General features: G+C 53.1%; 15 protein-coding genes. 1 reads left to right on the forward strand and 14 read right to left on the reverse strand.

Going from position 1 to position 19,280, the window contains the following annotated elements:
- Positions 1–141 precede the first annotated feature (141 nt).
- From SACSAC_RS02795 to leuB, 6 genes are all read right to left on the reverse strand, one after another.
- Positions 142–1,428 (reverse strand): hypothetical protein, encoded by a 1,287-nt coding sequence (locus SACSAC_RS02795; RefSeq protein ID WP_037283239.1) that lies wholly within the window; start codon positions 1,426–1,428, stop codon positions 142–144.
- Positions 1,425–2,579 carry a DUF58 domain-containing protein gene (locus SACSAC_RS02800; RefSeq protein WP_037283245.1) on the reverse strand — a complete coding sequence of 385 codons (1,155 nt, stop codon included), beginning with the start codon at positions 2,577–2,579 and terminating at the stop codon, positions 1,425–1,427. The genes SACSAC_RS02795 and SACSAC_RS02800 overlap by 4 nt, the downstream gene beginning before the upstream one ends.
- Positions 2,580–3,554, reverse strand: coding sequence for an AAA family ATPase (locus tag SACSAC_RS02805; RefSeq protein ID WP_037283246.1), 975 nt, complete (start codon positions 3,552–3,554; stop codon positions 2,580–2,582).
- Between the two features lie 228 nt (positions 3,555–3,782).
- Entirely contained in the window at positions 3,783–4,190 is a 408-nt protein-coding gene (locus SACSAC_RS02810) for a hypothetical protein (RefSeq protein WP_037283247.1), read from the reverse strand.
- A 206-nt stretch (positions 4,191–4,396) separates the two neighbouring features.
- Complete coding sequence (locus tag SACSAC_RS02815; RefSeq protein WP_037283248.1) at positions 4,397–4,936, reverse strand: peroxiredoxin; 540 nt, start codon at positions 4,934–4,936, stop codon at positions 4,397–4,399.
- A 131-nt stretch (positions 4,937–5,067) separates the two neighbouring features.
- Entirely contained in the window at positions 5,068–6,147 is a 1,080-nt protein-coding gene (gene leuB, locus SACSAC_RS02820; protein ID WP_037283251.1) for a 3-isopropylmalate dehydrogenase, read from the reverse strand.
- A 282-nt stretch (positions 6,148–6,429) separates the two neighbouring features.
- Here leuB and SACSAC_RS02825 point away from each other — a divergent pair, with 282 nt between their 5' ends.
- Positions 6,430–7,410: an aldo/keto reductase gene (locus tag SACSAC_RS02825; protein ID WP_037283254.1), complete on the forward strand. Its 981-nt coding sequence runs from the start codon at positions 6,430–6,432 to the stop codon at positions 7,408–7,410.
- A gap of 674 nt (positions 7,411–8,084) precedes the next feature.
- Here the strand turns inward: SACSAC_RS02825 and SACSAC_RS02830 are convergent.
- The 8 genes from SACSAC_RS02830 to SACSAC_RS02865 all read right to left on the reverse strand — a co-directional run bounded on the left by SACSAC_RS02830 (position 8,085) and on the right by SACSAC_RS02865 (position 19,019).
- Complete coding sequence (locus SACSAC_RS02830) at positions 8,085–9,632, reverse strand: 2-isopropylmalate synthase (RefSeq protein ID WP_037283257.1); 1,548 nt, start codon at positions 9,630–9,632, stop codon at positions 8,085–8,087.
- A gap of 156 nt (positions 9,633–9,788) precedes the next feature.
- The gene (gene ilvC, locus SACSAC_RS02835) at positions 9,789–10,781 is read right to left on the reverse strand and encodes a ketol-acid reductoisomerase (RefSeq protein WP_037283260.1); all 993 of its coding nucleotides are present in this window, start codon (positions 10,779–10,781) and stop codon (positions 9,789–9,791) included.
- Between the two features lie 450 nt (positions 10,782–11,231).
- The gene (gene ilvN, locus SACSAC_RS02840) at positions 11,232–11,729 is read right to left on the reverse strand and encodes an acetolactate synthase small subunit (protein WP_037283263.1); all 498 of its coding nucleotides are present in this window, start codon (positions 11,727–11,729) and stop codon (positions 11,232–11,234) included.
- A 2-nt stretch (positions 11,730–11,731) separates the two neighbouring features.
- Positions 11,732–13,492, reverse strand: coding sequence for a biosynthetic-type acetolactate synthase large subunit (gene ilvB, locus SACSAC_RS02845; protein ID WP_037283266.1), 1,761 nt, complete (start codon positions 13,490–13,492; stop codon positions 11,732–11,734).
- Positions 13,493–14,226: 734 nt separating this feature from the next.
- Complete coding sequence (locus tag SACSAC_RS02850) at positions 14,227–15,201, reverse strand: ABC transporter permease (RefSeq protein WP_037283267.1); 975 nt, start codon at positions 15,199–15,201, stop codon at positions 14,227–14,229.
- Complete coding sequence (locus SACSAC_RS02855; protein ID WP_037283268.1) at positions 15,202–16,278, reverse strand: ABC transporter permease; 1,077 nt, start codon at positions 16,276–16,278, stop codon at positions 15,202–15,204. It abuts the gene before it with no gap.
- Positions 16,275–17,810: an ABC transporter ATP-binding protein gene (locus SACSAC_RS02860; RefSeq protein ID WP_037283272.1), complete on the reverse strand. Its 1,536-nt coding sequence runs from the start codon at positions 17,808–17,810 to the stop codon at positions 16,275–16,277. Before SACSAC_RS02860 ends, SACSAC_RS02855 begins: the two co-directional genes overlap by 4 nt.
- 168 nt (positions 17,811–17,978) lie before the next feature.
- Positions 17,979–19,019, reverse strand: a complete 1,041-nt coding sequence (locus tag SACSAC_RS02865; RefSeq protein WP_037283273.1) for a BMP family lipoprotein — start codon at positions 19,017–19,019, stop codon at positions 17,979–17,981.
- Positions 19,020–19,280: the final 261 nt, after the last annotated feature.

The raw sequence follows: 19,280 nt of genomic DNA on the forward strand, positions 1-19,280 counted from the left end.
ATCGTAAGCAGGCAAAAGCGTGTCAGTTCTCAAAGCAAAAAGCGGCTTCTTCTCGAAGACGCTTTAGCACGAACATTATGTTTGAATAAAAAGGTAGACTTTCTGCTTTTGATGTCGGAAACTACGTTGAAGCGAACACATTCAATCTTGCTCTTGCTTGCTGCCGTAACGCGCGTGGTTATAGCGCTCGACCAGTTTTTCTAGCTCGATCGGAGACATTTCGGTGTAGCTGCTCGACGACAACTCTTTTCCGTTTTCCAAAGGCGTTCGACTGGATCGAAGGGGATACCCTTTGCGAGAGGCACCTAGCAGCACGCTGCGATAGCGCAATCTCGGATCGTTGCCCGTGTACTCCGCTTCGTGCCGCTTGCGGCGGAAAAGGCGCATCAGTCCCCCGCTTTTCTCGGTTGCGATCTTTTCCGCTTTATCGGTATAATTCGAATCGCTCTGAGCGGAACGCAATTCGCGCATGAGGCCGAATTTGGAAGCGAGATTTCGGATCAGGTTGCGTATCCCGTTCGGTAACCAGCGACCGAACAAACGGTACAGCAGCCAACCGACCGCAAGCGCCGCCGCGATCCAGAATAAAGCGAGCAGCGCGTAACCGATGACTTTCAACCACAGCGGCGGTTCGCTCGCGCCTCCCAATCCATCCAGCTGGGAATAATCCACGGTCGGCATCTGAGCCTCGGGTTGAACGCCCGGCGGATTCCCTGGCAAAGACCCGCCGAATATCGAAAGCCACCATTCGCGAATCGCGTTCAATACTCCTGTAGGCCCGCCGATAATTCCGGCTAACACAATAAGGAAGGCCACGATCCACGTTAACTTTCGATTGGCCGCCAATACATTCGCGAGCGCGGACGTTTGTTCGCCGGCCGCATTACGAACGCGATCGCCGTTTAAGAGCAATAAAGTCAGAGCCAGAATCAACGTCGCGACCAAATATAAAAACGGTCGATAGCCCATCAAGCCGACGCCCCGTCCGGCAATGATATAGACGATCAATATCGCGGCCACTCCGGTTAACGGAATACGCAACCACATATTGTCCCACAGCTGTCGACGACCGACGATCAGCCCCCGCAAAGCGATAAGAAGCAGTACCGCCGCGCCGGCTCCTTTTTCCAACCATCCGCCCGGGAACGCAAGCAGCGATACCAATGCGACTCCGAACGGCAAAAATGAAAATGCAGCAGATACGCGCTTCTCGGCTTGTCGCAGCCCGATCCAGCTCGCAAAAGCATGAATCGCAAAAATCGGCAGGACCAGCAAGATATCCGGTATTTTCAATACATAATGCGCCAGCAAAACGACAACGGCATACACCGACAGCGTCTCGAGCAGCGAGTAGGCAGCAGGGCGGCCGAAGTCTTTCAACAAGGGAAGACGAGTAGAAACAGGCGGCGTTTCGGCTCGTTTGCTCATAAGACCGCCTCCTCGTTACGCGCCGATACGCGGTTTTGGGAAGAACGGATTTTCGGCGAAGTCCGACCCGAATCGCTTGTCCCGAAGCCTGTAATGCCTACCCGATGGCCCCGTTTTTCCAGCGATTCGACGGCTTGTTCCAATTTCTCCGAACGGTGGGCCGTGATGACCAAATAATCGATCGGCTCACGAAACTCGCGCTGTTCTTCAAGCTGAAGCAGTTCCTGAAAAGGCATTCTCGATTTTAATTCAAATCCAGACATCGCTTCCATCATTTGATTCAAATGAACAGGACCGTAATCCATCTCGATTCTCATTCCCGGATCGCCCAACTGCGAACCGCCGTTATGCGCAAATCCGGCTGCCATTCCCTGACCGATCAACGCAGAGGCGCAGGTCGCGGCCAACGATAGCTGACGTTCGATCAGTTCGGTACGGGTCACGACGCTCCACATGGATTCGGAATCTTCGACGTTCAAAAGGATCATGACGCGCGGATCGGCCGAATGCCCGCTTTTGTGCACTTGAAGCCGGCCCGTTCGCGCGCTCGCTTTCCAGTGAATCCGATTCATCGGATCACCCTGCGCATACTCCCGTACTCCGGTGATCAAAAACGGATCTTCCACGATCCAGCGGCGCACCGCAAGTTCCCCCTGCCACGTTTTCCATGAGATCGGCAGTTCGCCGTCTCCGAGCAAACTCGGGTAAATGACCATGCGCATATTCAGGTCGATTTTTTTTGAAGGCGCATACAAACCGAATAAATCGCCGCCCGTCATCGTTGCCGAGTCGATCTTGTAAATACCTCGGGTCTGGCAATCGATACGATGGGTCCGCGTCAATTTGGTGCGCGGAGGCAGAGTAAACAGACTGGTATGGTTCTGATAAATGTTGCCTTCGCTCACGCTCGTATCGTCGCTGCGCGCGAAAAGCAAGGCCGACGGCAGCATCGCTTCCAGCCTTAACCACGGAACGGGCAGCAACTTGCGGTTGGAGAGCGTCTCCACCATCTCGATTCGTTCTCCTGCGCGGCAGGTATATTTGCTGAAATCGCGCTGATAGTCGAGTCGTGCCAACGCCGGTTTCCCGAGCAACCAGCCTTGCACGACAACGATCAGCCCGACAAGGATCAGAAATCCGAGCAGCGCCATTTATCTCACTTCGCTTTCCAATCCCGCTTCGCTCGGCACGGGAATCCGGTCCGTCAATTCGGCCAAAATGCGTTCCGCCGGATTATCTTGCAGATCGTAGCGATTGTTCAACACAAGGCGATGCGCGCATACCGGAGAGAGCAATGTTTTAATATCGTCCGGCAACACATAATTACGCCCTTTGAGCGCCGCATAAGCCTGGCAAGCACGCAGTAATGACTGGGTCCCCCGCGGACTGATGCCTAAAGCCAGCTCCGGATGATTTCTCGAAGCGTCGGCCAGCGCGACGATATAATCCAAAAGATCATCGGCAATCGTGACGCGGCGGCATTCCTGCTGGGCGGCGATCACTTCTTCCGCCGTAGCGGTTCTCGCTGTCGTTTCTGCCGATAATCCTTCCGCCTGCACGGTACGACGCAGGATTTCGCGACCTTCCGGCGCCGACGGATAACCGAGCTTCATCCGAATCATGAACCGGTCCATCTGCGCTTCCGGCAGCGGAAATGTTCCTTGGTTATCGACCGGGTTTTGCGTGGCAAGCACCATGAACGGCTGTTCGAGCTTCATCGTCTGACCGTCTACGCTGATCTGGCGCTCTTCCATGCATTCCAGCAAACTGGATTGAGTGCGCGGCGTCGCCCGGTTGATTTCGTCGGCCAGCACGATGCGCGCGAACAATGGACCCGGACGAAAGTGGAATTCACCATCTTTTTGATTGTAAAAATGAATACCCGTAAGATCCGACGGCAAAAGATCGGGAGTGAACTGGATCCGCTGGAAAGTCAGGCTGAGCGAAGAAGCCAGACTTTTGGCCAGCATCGTTTTCCCCGTTCCCGGTACATCCTCAAGCAGCACGTGCCCGGAAGCGAGCAATGCGGTTAAAAGCAAATCGATTTCCTCGTCTTTGCCGACGATAATTTTTCCGATGTTCTGTTTGAGTCTCGAAGCGAGTTCCTGTACGTTTTGCATGAACATTCCTCCGTCTTTCCCAATGCCGGGATATGTATTTATATTCGATTAGACTTTCCTAATTATTCCTACCTTACTATTTTAACAAAGACGATAGCGTTTTCCAAACCTCCGATTAGCGAGCTGCCGTTTTCGAGCTCTAACTGAAACAAAACCGGAAGGATCAAAAGATCGCTTCCGGTTTATTCCGTTTGCCCGTATCGGCCGGGCCGAATCAGCCTATCGCCGTTCGGATTATTTCTGGTGTTGGAGTTTCTCAAGCTTTTGGCTCATGACCGCCAGGCGGCGCTTCAAATCAAGCTGCCAGCGTTTATCGCCCATTTGTTTGGCAACGCCGAGCAGGTCAAGCGATAAATCGATCTGGTTGCGGACCGATTCCATCTTATTTTCGCTATCGAGACTGACGCAGTTGGCAAAAATCTCTTCGTCGTCTTCCAAAATGTAATCCTGGAAATCGATCTCCGACTCGCCGTCGCCATGCGCGTACTCGGCCAGAACTTCATACTCGCTCTCGACTTTATAATGAACTTCGATTCGTTGGCATACCGGACAATAGAGCAAGGGAACGTTATGAACTTGGGTTCGATAGTGGGTCAGCGTTCCTTTTGTTCCGATCATGCTAGCTCCGCAGCAGAAACTCATGGCCGTTCACCCTCCTTGTTGGCTTACTTCTATTATACTTAACCATTTTTGGGACATTTACATAGGCTTGGCCTTCATATTAGCATGTAATTTCCGTGCATGCCAGAGGGCAAGGGACAAAAAAGCCCCCTTCCCGACAAATGCCGGAAAGAAGGCTTAAGCTATCCAATGTTCAAGCAGCAACGTCGCTGCTTAGCGAACGCGTCTTACAGGGTTTTGTCGCCTGGCTTCCAGTTCATCGGGCACAGACCGCCGGATTGCAGAGCTTGAAGCACGCGAAGCGTTTCTTCAACGCTGCGACCCACATCGTTATGGTTAACGACTTGGTATTTCAGTTCGCCTTCCGGATCGATGATGAACAGGCCGCGCAGTGCAACGCCTTCTTCTTCGATCAGAACGCCGTAGTCGCTTGCCACTTTTTTCGTGATGTCCGAAGCCAGCGGGAAGTTGATTTTGCCAAGACCGCCGATTTCCGTAGGCGCCGCGATCCAAGCCTTGTGGCTGTGTACGGAGTCGATGCTCACGCCCAGGACTTCAGTGTCCAGCGTTTGGAAATCGCCGTAAGCGTCGCTGATTGCCGTAATTTCAGTTGGGCAAACAAACGTGAAATCCAGTGGATAGAAGAAGAATACGAGCCATTTGCCGCGGTAATCTTCGAGAGATACTTTGCCGAAATCCTGTCCGTCTCCGGATACAGTTTCCATTGTAAAGGCCGGAGCCGGTTTACCTACCAAACGTTCTGCCATTGTCGAAAATCCTCCTTCAAAATGACACCCGGTGAAGAGTGTTTTCTGAATATTCTGAAACTCATGACACTATGTTATCACCGGGATTTTTCGAAGTCAAGATTATAACGCTTATTTGTTTATAATAATTATCATTTGCGAATCGCGTTGAGAATTTGCTCGCCCATTTGCGTCGTGGACAGCGCGTCTCCGCGTCCAGCCGCGATATCACTTGTACGATGTCCGGCGTCGAGAACCTCGGCAACCGCACGTTCGATCGCGTCCGCCGCTTCTCCGTATCCGAACGTCAGGCGCAGCATCAATGCCGTAGACAGGATCGTCGCGATCGGATTCGCCAGTCCTTGTCCGGCGATGTCCGGCGCGGAACCGTGGACGGGCTCGTACAGGCCGTAGCTGCCTTCGCCCATCGAAGCCGACGCGAGCATGCCGATTGAACCGGTCAGCATCGCGGCTTCGTCGCTCAGGATATCGCCGAACATATTCTCGGTTACGATAACGTCGAAGCTCGACGGACGACGCAGCAGCTGCATCGCGCAGTTATCGACGAGTACATGCTCCAGCTCGACTTCCGGATAGTCGGCCGAGATGCGAATGACCGTTTCTCTCCACAGGCGCGACGTTTCCAGTACGTTCGCCTTATCGACCGAAGCCAGCTTTTTACGGCGCTTCATCGCGATATCGAAAGCTTGGCGGGCGATCCGCTCAACCTCGGTTACGTTGTATGCGCAGGTATCGACCGCTTCTTCGCCGTGTTCCGTTTGACGACGGAATTTTTCGCCGAAGTAGATGCCGCCCGTCAACTCGCGCACCACCATCAGATCCGTGCCTTCCAGCACTTCGGGCTTCAAGGTGGATGCGTCTTTCAGACAGTCGAATACGACAGCCGGACGAAGATTCGAGAAAAGGCCAAGCTCTTTGCGAATGCCGAGCAGCCCGGTTTCCGGACGCAGCTCTTTGGGATTGTTGTCCCATTTCGGACCGCCGACCGCGCCGAGCAGTACCGCGTCCGCGCGCTTGCACACTTCGAGCGTTTCCGCCGGAAGCGGCGTGCCCTTCTCGTCAATCGCGATGCCGCCGAACAGCGCATGCTCCGTTTCGAACGAATATCCGAATACTTCGCCGACCTTTTGCAATACTTTTTCCGCTTCCGCCACCACTTCCGGTCCGATGCCGTCTCCTGCGATTACCGCGATCTTTTTCGTCTCAGCCATCTGTCGCACTCCCTATTCTCCATGGAATTCCGGCCGGTCAAAGCTTAGATTTCCGTTACCGTCCCGGTTGTAAACCTCTATTCAAAAACAGTAACATACTCCGTCAGAGATTGACCAAGATATAGAAACTATCAGCTTGATAGGAGTTGCCTATAAAGGATCCAAAATGTCGATACTTACATAATGAAATTTGCTTCTGTTTGTACACATTGGTAAAGTAAACGGGTAAAGATAAACGAATACGTTTTCTTCAAACTATGGCCAAGGAGCTGAGCGACGAACATGGAATACGCATACCTGGGAAAATCGGGGCTGAAAGTAAGCCGTATTTGTTTGGGAACGATGAATTTCGGAGGACAGACCGACGAAAAGGATTCGTTCCGCATCATGGATGCCGCGCTTGAAGCGGGAGTCAATTTCTTCGATACTGCAAACGTTTACGGAGGTAAAGACAACGCGGGCTTGACGGAAGAAATCATCGGACGTTGGTTCAAGCAGGGCGGCGGACGCCGGGAAAAAGTCGTGCTGGCGACGAAAGTATACGGCGGCATGAGCGATCCGCACGACGGACCGAACGGCGACCGCGGTTTGTCCGCTTACAAAATCCGCCGTCATCTGGAAGGTTCGCTGAAGCGTCTGCAAACCGACCACGTCGAGCTGTATCAGATGCACCATATCGATCGCAACGTCGGCTGGGACGAGCTGTGGGGCGCGTTCGAGGTTGCCGTGCAGCAAGGCAAGATCGGCTACGTGGGTTCCAGCAACTTTGCCGGTTGGGATATTGCCGTCGCGCAGAAGGAAGCGGAAAAACGCGGCTTCCTCGGCTTGATCTCCGAACAGCATAAATACAGCCTGCTTACCCGCCAGCCGGAGCTTGAAGTACTGCCGGCTTCGCAATCGCTGGGTCTCGGCGTCATTCCTTGGAGCCCGCTCGACGGCGGACTGCTCGGACGCAACGCGCTGAAAAAGATCGAAGGCTCGCGCAGCGGCGGCAATGCCGAGCGCGTCGAGAAGCATAAAGAGCAGTTGGAACAGTTCGCCGAATTCAGCGCCGAGCTGGGTCATCCGCAAGATACGGTAGCTTTGGCTTGGGTATTGGCGAATCCGGCGGTCACGGCTCCGATCATCGGACCGCGTACGCTGGAGCAGTTCGAAGACGCGCTGCGCATTCTCGACGTGAAATTCGACGAAGACGCGTTGAAGCGTCTGGACGAAATCTTCCCGGGACCGGGCGGTTCGGCGCCGAACGCTTACGCTTGGTAAACGTTCGGGCTACCGCTTCGCTTAAGATCAGGCGAAGCTTGGGCATCAAGCAAGTATGCTGACAGCGGACCGCGCTACCTGTGCGGTGCGAGAATGACGAAGAGCATGACCAATGCGGTGGATAGACTTTCGAGGATTTGTTTGATAAAAAGCGAAAAAACAAACGAGAGGTGCTCCGATTTTCGGGGCATCTTTTTTTGGCTGGGCTGGGCTGGGCTGGGCTGGGCTGACGGATTGTATGTCCTTTAGAAGCCCAGATCAACCCCCGCCGCGATTTTAACGGATCGCATGTCCGTCAAACGCTTTTTTCTTTGTCTTTTCCGCCGAAATTCAGCAAATTTTCACGCTAAGCGTCATCTCGATCCGTTAAAATTCCGCAGCCGCTCCAAATGCCCTCTAAGCGTCATTTCAATCCGTTAGAAATTTTTCTATTACCTTTTCAACTCTTAATCAGAGGATTACGTTTGGCGTTGACAAGGTTCTAGCTGCGAATCGCTTATCAAGCCAGCTTTTCAACGAAAAACCCGACTTCCATTTGCTTGAAGGAAGTCGGGTTTTTGAAAAGACGCCTTATATAGATATAGCGAATCTTCTCGTCGAGCGTCAAAACGTTCCGCCGCGATCGATTCCGCAATTGCCTGTCTAAATCCCGCACGTTTGGTTCGGCTAAAACTTTACCAGACTTTCTCCGCGCCTTTGCGGCCGCCCGGCAAACGGCGCTCCGCCGCCAAACGGTTGAGCGCATCGATATACGCACGAGCGCTGGCTTCCAGTACGTCGGTACTTACGCCGCGACCGCGAACCTCGGTCTCGCCTTGGCGCATCGTAACATGCACTTCGCCGAGCGCGTCTTTTCCGAGCGTAACGGCTTGGATCGAATAATCGACCAGCGTCACTTCTTCGCCTACGGCCTGATCGATCGCGTTATAGATCGAATCAACCGTGCCGTTCCCGCCTGCTTCGGCGCTGCGATTGCCTTCGCCTGCCACAGAAACGGTTACGCTAGCCTTCGGCGCAGCTTCGGTCGCGAACGAGAAGCTAAGCGATTCCAGCCCGTATTGCTCAGGTGCATCCGGCAGACGCTCTTCGAGCAAGGCCAGCAGATCTTCGTCGGTAATTTCTTTCTTTTTGTCCGCCAGGTCTTTGAACTTGGCGAAAGCTTCGTTCAACTGCTCTTCTTCCAGCTTATAGCCCAATTCAAGCAATTGCTCGCGGAAAGCATGACGACCGGAGTGCTTACCGAGTACCAGCTTACTTTCTTTGAAGCCGACCGTTTCCGGGGACATGATCTCGTACGTCGTCTTTTCCTTGAGCATGCCGTCCTGGTGAATGCCCGATTCGTGCGCGAACGCGTTGGCGCCGACGATTGCTTTGTTGCCTGGCACGTTCATGCCGGTCAGCTTGCTGACCAGGCGGCTGGTACGAGCAATCTCGCTCAGCACCAGTCCGGTTTTCGCGCCGAAGTAATCGCTGCGCGTTTCCAGTGCCATCGCAATTTCTTCGATCGCCGTATTGCCGGCGCGCTCGCCGATTCCGTTGATCGTGCCTTCGATCTGATCCGCGCCGTTCAAAATGGCTGCCAGCGTATTGGCGGTCGCCATGCCGAGGTCGTCGTGGCAGTGCGCGCTCAGTTGAACCTTTTCGATGCCCGGCACGGTTTCTTTCAAATGACGGAAAATGGCGCCATACTCTTCGGGGTTCAAATAACCGACCGTATCCGGAATATTGACGACATAAGCCCCTTCCCGAATCGCCATCGCTACCATCTCGGCACGGAAGTCCGCTTCGGTACGACCTGCATCCTCCAGCGAGAACTCGATCTTCGAGAAGTATTTTTTGGCGTAACGAATCGCGGATTGAGCCGCTTCCAACACCTGATGCTTCTCCATCTTCAGCTTGTATTTTCGGTGGATCGGCGAAGTTGCCAGGAAAACGTGTAGACAAGGGTCTGCCGCGCCTTTCAGCGCTTCGCGCACCGCGTCGATATCGGCTTCGCGCGAGCGTGACAAGCCGACGACGCTGGCATTTTTCACAGCGCGCGCAACCGCGTTGACTGCCGCCAAGTCGCCCGGAGAAGCGGCCGGGAATCCGGCTTCCATCCGATCCACGCCGAGTTTTTCCAATTGATGAGCAATCTCGACTTTTTCTCGCGTGTTCAGGTTGACGCCGGGCGACTGTTCGCCGTCGCGCAGCGTCGTGTCGAAGATATGAATTTTCCGCACGGTTTGGCCTCCTTCATGAAGTTCGAATGAATGCGCAAAGGGGCCACCCCGGACGCCGCATTTTTGCGGCGCGGGATAGGCCCCGTCCCGATACGCTGTCATCGCCTTGCGCCGTACTCACGACCTGGCGACAACAGGCATCAAGCTTCAGGTATCTTACTTTTTGATCCAGTGCATCATATCGCGCAGTTGCGAACCGACAACTTCGAGCTGGTGCTCGGATTCGTTGCGGCGCGTTGCAGTCAGGAATGCACGGCCGGATTGATTTTCCAGCATGAAGTCGCGCGCAAATTTGCCTTGTTGGATATCGCTCAGTACTTCTTTCATGGCTTTCTTCGTGTCTTCGGTTACGATGCGAGGACCTGTTACATAATCGCCGTATTCCGCTGTGTTACTGATGGAATCGCGCATTGTGGAAAGGCCGCCTTCATACATCAGGTCAACGATCAGTTTCAGCTCGTGCAGGCACTCGAAGTAAGCCATTTCCGGCGCATAGCCGGCTTCAGTCAGTGTTTCGAAACCAGCTTTAACCAGGGCGCTTACGCCGCCGCACAGTACGGCTTGCTCGCCGAACAGGTCGGTTTCGGTTTCTTCGCGGAACGAAGTCTCGATAACTCCGGCACGCGTACAGCCGATGCCTTTTGCGTAAGCCAAGCCGATTTGTTGAGCTTTGCCTGTTGCGTTTTGGTGGATTGCGATCAGGCCCGGTACGCCGAATCCTTCTTCATAGGTTCTGCGAACCATGTGACCCGGGGATTTTGGAGCAACCAGCAGAACGTCGTTGCCTTCTTTCGCTACGATTTGACCGAAGTGAACATTGAAGCCGTGTGCGAACAAGAGTGTCGCATCGCTTTTCAGGTTCGGTTCGATTTCGCTTTTATACACGGAGGCTTGCGTTTCGTCAGGCATGAGGATTTGAACGACATCGGCACGCTTCGTTGCTTCTGCAACCGACAGTACTTCGAAGCCGTCTTCTTTTGCTTTGTTTGCCGATTTGCCTTCGCGAAGACCGACGATTACCTGAAGACCGCTGTCACGCAAGTTTTGTGCGTGTGCATGTCCTTGGCTTCCGTAGCCGATAATTGCGATCGTTTTTCCTTGAAGTACGCTCAGGTCTGCATCATTTTCGTAATAAGTAGTAATTGCCATTCTTATTTCCTCCTTTGTGTATAAAGCCTCAACCCTGCCCAAACAAGCGGGTAGCTCAGCGGAGTCGCCGATTTTCTGCAAGTTTCTGTTCGTGCGGGGAAGTGGGGCGCTGCGGGGGAAATTCGTTCAAATCGCTGTCTCACTCGGAAAGTTGAATGCATATTCAAGTAGTGGCTTTCCGAGTTCAAAGGCGATTTCAACTGAATTTCCCCCTCCGCTGGAGCGCTTCCGCAAGCGAACAACACTTTTCGAAAATTCACGGACTTTTGTAGGGAAAGTCGTAAAGACTGACTCCGTTCAGCTCCCCGCTTGTTCGGGGTATGTGTGCGGATGCCGGGAGCGATGGTGTATCGCTTCCGGCTTATCCAGGCATCCGTCGTGTGCGTCTTTTCTATTCTATAAATTCGATTCGCCAGTGAGGCTCGTTTTCCTGCTTGGGGACGGACTGCTTTAGGCGTTGCCGCGGATCATGGCGGTCACGCCGGTGCGGGACAGCTCGCGGATGCCGTAAGGAGACAGCAGTTCGATCATCGCATCGATCTTTTCGGTGTCTCCGACAACTTGAACCATCAGGCTGTGGGTGCCGATGTCGACGACCGCGGCGCGAAAGGTTTCGACCAATCCCATAATCTCCGGACGGGCGGTCGGCTCGGATTTGACTTTGATCAGCGCCAGTTCGCGGCCGACCATCGGATTCGCGCTCAGGTCGACGACTTTGATGACGTCAATGATTTTGTACAATTGCTTTTCGATCTGTTCAACGGTTTTGTCGTCGCCCGTGGTTACGATGACCATTCGGGAGAGCCCTTGCTCTTCCGATTGGCCCACTGTAATGCTCTCGATGTTGAATCCGCGGCGGCCGAACAATCCGGATACCCGTTGCAGCACGCCCGGTTGGTCATTCACCAGGATTGAAATCGTGTGTCTGGTCTGCGTCGTATTCGTCATCGTTATTCGTCCCCCATCAACATTTGATCCAGCGTCATGCCCTGCTGTACCATCGGATACACGTTCTCGCCTTTTTCGACTACAAAATCAATGACGACCGGTCCCGGCGTATCCATCGCTTCCTGCCAAACGGCTCTTGCTTCCGCTTTGGTCGATGCGCGCAGGCCCTTAACGCCGTAAGCTTCAGCCAGTTTTACGAAATCCGGGCTGCCCGCCAGATCGATATGGCTGTAGCGGTTTTCGTAAATCAATTCCTGCCATTGGCGAACCATGCCGAGCACCTGATTGTTGAGAATAACGATCTTGACCGGAATGTTGTTAATCGCACAGATTGCAAGTTCTTGCGAACACATCTGGATGCCGCCGTCGCCGTTGATCGAAATGACCATACGGTCCGGCTGAGCCATTTGAGCGCCGATCGCAGACGGAAGTCCGAAGCCCATCGTGCCCAAACCGCCGGAAGTGATCCATGAACGCGGATGATTGAACTTGTAATACTGGGCGGCCCACATTTGGTGCTGACCGACGTCCGTCGTGACGATGGCTTCGCCTTTGGTCGTCTCGTTGAGCAACTCGACCACCCATTGCGGCTTCAGGCCGATCTCGTCTTCCTTGTAATCGTCTTTGTAACGGAACGGCTTCTCCGCTTTCCATTGTTGAAGCTGCGAGCGCCATGCGTCCGCACGATCGGCGCGAGTCACGGTCTTGTTCAGCAACTCCAGTACCGTCTTTACGTCGCCTACGATCGGAATGTCCGTTTTTACGTTTTTGCCAATTTCCGCCGGATCGATATCGATGTGTGCGATTTTGGCTTTGGGCGCGAATCCGTTCAGCTTACCGGTTACCCGGTCGTCGAAGCGCGCTCCAATGCTGATCAGCAAGTCGGCATCCTGAATCGCCATGTTCGAAGTGAATGTTCCGTGCATACCCGGCATGCCGAGCCATTGTTCATGGCCGCTCGGGAAACCGCCCAGTCCAAGCAGCGTAGTCGTAATCGGAATGTCTGTTTTGTTGACCAGTTCCAGCAGTGCTTCATGCCCGCCGGAGTAGACCACGCCGCCACCCGCCAAGATCAGTGGACGCTCGGCTTGCGCAATCGCTTCTGCCAGACGATCCACCTGCAACTTGTTCGGAATCATACGCGGGTTGTATCCTCTCAAAGCTACAGGTTCGGTATGAGGCTGGAACAGCGTCATTGCCGCCGACACATCTTTTGGAATATCGATCAGGACCGGACCTTTACGACCTGTGTTCGCGATATGGAACGCTTCATGGATAATTCGAGGAAGCTCGTCTACGCTGCGCACCAGGTAACTGTGCTTCGTGATCGGCAGTGTGATGCCAGTGATGTCGGCCTCTTGGAAAGCGTCGGTTCCGATCAGCGTGGAGGCCACGTTACCCGTAATGACCACGAGCGGCGTCGAGTCCATATAGGCTGTCGCAATCCCTGTTACCAGGTTGGTTGCTCCGGGACCTGAGGTCGCGATACAGACTCCGACTTCACCCGCTGCGCGAGCGTAACCGTCCGCTGCGTGAATCGCGCCTTGTTCATGTCGGGTCAATACGTGGTGGAAATCTTTGAAGCCGTACATCGCATCGTAGATATACAACACCGCACCGCCCGGGTATCCGAACACGCATTTTACACCTTCAAGTACCAGGCTGCGGAGCAGGATATCCGAACCTGTCAGGACTTCTTGTTTATCCACCCATTTTTCTTTCAATTCTTCCGTCGATCTCGCTTCTGGCATTTGTGCGCTCATCGTTTTTCCCCCTTCCAAAGATTACATCAATCTCACATCGTCAGTTTGTAAAGGGCCTTCAAAACGAGCTTTTCCCGTTTATCGGCAACGTCTTTGCTATGCGGACTACGAATTTGTATAGGTCTGAAAAACCAAAAAACCTTTCGCTCCGCAAAGCAGACAATCTGCTTCGAGGGACGAAAGGTTATAATCCTCACGTGGTACCACCCAAATTTGCCGACGCCTCGCAGCGCACAGCCTCAAGCGGGTCTAAAATCGGGTTTCCGATTCCAAACTCGCGGTTCGTAACGCGAACCTCACGATTTTCCCTAATACCCGAATGACCGATTAAAACGGCACTTCATTCGCTTTTCAGGAAAACAGCTCCGAGGTGAGCTCGTATATAAGGGATTTTGGCGGTGGATTGCAGCATGTAGCTTCCCCGCTCTCTGGCAAAAGGGCCCTTAAAACTTCGTCCTCTTCATAGCCGATCAGTTATTCAAGTTCTGTTTGTTGCTGAATGTTAGGATTATTATATGACTTAAGTTTTGGGGAAGTCAACACCTATTTTCAACAAAAAATAAAAAGGTGATCGTTTACATACGCACCACGCATACTCCATGTCCGTTACAGGCGAACAAAAAAATCGATTCCCCCTTTTGCTAAAGCAGTTTGGGAGAATCGATTTTTCTACTTGTTCATGAGCGAAAGATGCTAAGGAAACGTTGAAAACCTTGAAAACCGTATACGTATCCTCAGCGTTTTCCGGGGTCGTACGCTTCCCCGAGCGCTGCCGGAGCTCTCGATTTGCCGATTGCGACAACAAGCACGATAACCGTCAGAACGTACGGCAGCATCAGGATGAAATCCTGCGGAATGCTGGCGGACCATTCGAACAGCTGGACGTAGTTGCGGATCGCTTGCGAGAAGCCGAAGAACAATGCCGCGCCCATAATGCCGAGCGGATTCCATTTACCGAAGATCAGAGCCGCAATCGCGATAAAACCTTGGCCGGAGACCGTTGTGTGCGAGAACAGGCCCGTGGTCGTCAGCGTGATTGTTGCACCGCCCAGACCTGCCAGCGCGCCGCTCAGCATAACGCCGATATAACGCATACGATTTACGTTGATGCCCATCGTGTCTGCTGCGCTTGGATGCTCGCCTACGGAACGCAGACGCAGACCGAATGTTGTTTTATTCAGGACATAATAAGTCACGAATACCAAAATGATCGCGATGAACGTTGTCGGATACGAATTCAAGATACCGGCGCCGAGAATCGGGCCGATAACCGGAATCGAAGCGAAGTCAGGGAAGTTCAACTTCGCCAGGCGGTGCAGCAGAAGCGGAGTCTCGCCCGCGCCGTCGAACAGCAGCTTGACGAGATACAGCGTAATGCCTGTCGCCAGGAAGTTGATGACGACGCCGCTGATGGTCTGATCCGCTTTGAACGTAATGGTCGCGACCGCATGAATCAGCGAGCCCAGCACGCCGACCACGATTGCCGTAAGCAGGCCGACCCACGGCGAAGCTCCGCCCATTCCGGCTTGTTCCGCGTAATGCGTACCGACCGCTGCGGCGAACGCGCCGAACACCATCAAGCCTTCGATCCCGATATTTACGATACCCGAGCGCTCGGAGAACAATCCGCCGAGTGCCGCGAAGATCAAAGCCGTCGAAAAGACGAGCGTCGTGTTAAGCAGATTGCCGAAGATAAGAAGAGAATCCATTTACAACACCTTCTCTTTCTTGCGCTTATACACAGGCTTGAGGAGGAAGCGTACAATGCCCTGTGCCGCGATGAAGAAAATAATCGACCCGATTACGATTTGAATGATTTCCGGCGGAACGCCGGCATCGAAGCTCATGCCTGCCGATCCGTAAGTCAGCGAGCCGAACAATCCTGCGCCTGCCAATACGCCGAACGGGTGGGTCATACCGAGCAATGCGACGGCAATCCCGTTGAAGCCGTAGCCCGGCAATGACGAGTATACGCTTTGGTAGTGGAACACGCCCAAAGTCTCGAACGCACCCGCAAGTCCTGCGAACACACCACTGATAAACATCGCCTTCACAATGTTTTTGCTTACGTTGATACCTGCATAACGAGCAGCTTCAGGGTTGCTGCCGACTGCGCGCAGTTCGAAACCTTGTTTCGTTTTCCACAGGAAGTAATAGAAGAACGTCGAAGCCAGCATCGCAAGCAGAATCCCCCAGTGTACGCGAGCATTGCCCATCATCTGGGACAACCAGTCGATCGAAATCGAAGCGGAAGGCTGAATTTCTACCGAACGCTGGTTACCCGGCATCAGCAAGAACGTACGGACAATGTAGTTACATAGGAACAACGCCGTCCAGTTCAGCATGATCGTCGTGATAACTTCGTTAACGCCGCGTTTGGCTTTGATATACCCTGCCAGAGCAGCCCAAAGGCCGCCGAACAATGCGCCTGCGATAATCGCAAGCGGCGCATGGATCAAAGCCGGAAGTCCCGTAAGCTTGATCCCGATCAGCGAAGCGCCAGTCATGCCCATAAGCACTTGACCTTCCGCACCGATGTTGAACATCCCCGCACGGAAAGCAAAAGCAACCGCCAGACCCGTCAGAACGAGCGGTGTCATCTCACGCAGCGCCTCACCGAAACCGTACCAATCGCCGAATACGCGCGAAATCAACGCACCGTAAGCCGTGATGGGATTGTAGCCGCCAATCATCATGACGACCGCTCCCAGCAGCAGGCCCATTACGATAGCCGCCAACGAAACGATAAACGAATCGCTCGCGAACCATTTCAGAAATTTATTCATGCCTTTGTTCCTCCCTGCCGACTGCCCGCCATCATCAGGCCAAGCTCTTGGTCATTCGTCTCTTCCGGCCTTACTTCACCGATGACTTTGCCTTCATAGACGACAATGATTCGGTCAGACACGTTCAGGATTTCGTCCAACTCGAACGAAACAAGCAGAACCGCTTTGCCCTGATCACGCTGTTGGATCAGTTGGGTCTGTACGAATTCAATCGCCCCGACATCAAGGCCGCGCGTTGGTTGAGCCGCAATCAGGAAGTCTGGGTTTTTGTTGATTTCGCGAGCGATAATCGCTTTTTGCTGGTTGCCGCCCGACAAGGAACGGGCTTTGGTCTGAATGCTTGGCGTGCGCACGTCGAAAGCATCGACCAACCGCTTGGCGAGGTCATTGATCGCGCGGAAGTTCAGGAACCCGCGCTTTGTGTAAGGCTCTTTGTAGTAGCTCTCGAGCACCATGTTTTCGCTGACGGAGAAGTCCAGTACAAGGCCGTGTTTGTGACGGTCTTCCGGAATATGGCCGACGCCGGATTCGGAAATCTGGCGAGGCGTATGGTTGCCGATTTCTTTGCCGTTAAGCACGATCGATCCGCTGTCGATCTTGCGCAGTCCGGACAAAGCTTCGATGATCTGGGTTTGGCCGTTGCCGTCAACCCCCGCCACGCCGACGATTTCGCCGCGACGCACGTCGAAAGTCATGCCGTCAAGCAGCGTGATGCCTTCCTTGTTTTTGACGGAAACATCTTTCACTTCGATGACTTTTTCTCCCGGTTCGGCCGGCTTTTTGTCTACTTTGAAAGAGACGTTGCGACCAACCATTTTTTCGGCCAGTTCGAACGGGCTAGTCTCGCTCGTTTTGACGGTGTCGATGACTTTACCGCGACGGATAATCGTCACGGTGTCGGAGACGGACATGATTTCTTTCAGTTTATGGGTAATCAAAATGATCGATTTGCCTTCGGCGACAAGCTTGCGCATGATCTCGATCAGTTCCGATATTTCCTGCGGAGTCAATACGGCGGTCGGTTCGTCGAAAATCAGGATGTCCGCGCCGCGATAAAGCGTTTTGAGAATCTCGACACGCTGCTGCATGCCGACGGAGATATCTTCGATTTTAGCATTCGGATCGATACGGAACCCGTATTGGTCAGACAGCTTTTTGACCTTTTCCGTGGCTGTTTTATAGTCGATCTGTATACCGCCTTTGGAAGGCTCCATACCCAGGATGATGTTCTCGGTCACGCTGAATGACTGAACCAACTTGAAATGTTGATGCACCATTCCGATTCCGAGTTCGATCGCTTTGTTGGGACTGTCGATCGCGACGGCTTCCCCATTCACTTCAATATGCCCTTCATCCGGCTGATAGAGCCCGAAAAGGATGTTCATCAGTGTCGATTTACCCGCGCCGTTCTCGCCGAGCAATGCGTGAATCTCGCCTTTTTGAAGCTTGATGCTGATCGCATCGTTGGCGACGATCCCGGGAAAACGCTTCGTAATTTGCTTTAACTCGACTACGGGAGTTGCAGCAGCCATGGAATCACCCTTATCTATCATAGTAGTATGACGCAAAAGCGAAACGGGAAACGGTTCGTTTCGCGCGAGCAGTGTGTGGTATGCGTTTTTCATTTAGCCGTAAACGTAACGACAAGGCCGGGTTCAAGGAACCGGCCTTGTCACTAGTATTATATCATCGCTCGGTGATTATTCAGCAGGAACCTTGATTTCGCCGTTTACGATTTTTTCTTTATACGACTGAACTTCGTCCAGAACTTCTTGAGGCACGTTAACGTTCGAAGTATCCGCGATACCTACGCCATCGTCCTTAAGACCCAGAGTCGTGATCGTGCCGCCTTTGAATGTTCCGTCGATCACTTGTTGCGATACCGTCTTGATTGCAACGTCTACGCGTTTGATCATCGAAGTCAGAGTGATTTCTGTACCGAATTCGATCGATTGGTCTTTGTCTACGCCGATAACCCATACTTCTTGACCTTGATTTTTGCGGTCGAGAGCTTCGTTGAAGACGCCTGTGCCTGTACCGCCGGCAGCTTGGAACACGATGTCCGCGCCGTCGTTGTACAGAGTTGCAGCAGCCGATTTGCCTTCGTCCGGCTTATCGAATCCGCTTGCGTATACAGCCGTGAATTGAGCATCAGGGTTTGCAGCTTCGATGCCGGCTTTGAAACCAACTTCGAATTTCTTGATTGTCGGGGAGTCCATGCCGCCTACGAAACCGATCTTGTTCGTTTTCGTCATTTTACCGGCAACCACGCCGACGAGGAACGCGCCTTCGTTCTCAGAGAACAGAACGGATTCAACGTTCGGCGCATCGACGGCAGCGTCGATGATCGCGAAGTTGGAATCCGGGTTTTGCTTGGCGATTTCGCCCAGCGCGCTTTCGAGCGCGAAGCCGATTCCCCAAGTCAGGTTATATCCATCTTTAACGAATTGGTTCAGGTTGGGCTGATAATCTGCTTCACTTTTACTTTGCAGGTACTTAACTGTAACACCTTGTTCTTTCTCAAGAGCTTGCAGAGCTTCCCAAGAAGTTTGGTTGAACGACTTGTCGTTTACGCCGCCAGTATCGGTAACCATAGCGATTTTGATGTCGCTTGTTGCAGCGGTTCCTTCGCTGTCGCCGCCAGTTGTCGCAGCAGTGTTGCTGCTATTGTTGCCACAAGCAGCCAGAACGAGTGAGAAGGCCAGTAGCATGAAAAGCGATAGTTTTACAGCTTTCTTCATTTTGGATAGTTCCCCCTTAGAATCTTTGCCTGCATAAGTCGAGCGCTTGTTGTATAGGTCTCGCGTTAACTCAACCCGAAGCGTCTCTCTCAACAGGATTGCTTTCGCTTTACAGATTATACATTCAGTACGCCGCAAAATCTACTATTAAAAATCGATTTCCGAGACAAAATTCGTATTTTTTGCACTGAGATCGCTTACATCAGTCATAGTTAACATATGCTGTGACTTAATAACGAACAATCGCTTTTTTCGTTTAAG

Origin of the sequence: Saccharibacillus sacchari DSM 19268 (assembly GCF_000585395.1) — a bacterium.
In the GTDB taxonomy this organism is placed as follows: Bacteria; Bacillota; Bacilli; order Paenibacillales; family Paenibacillaceae; genus Saccharibacillus; species Saccharibacillus sacchari.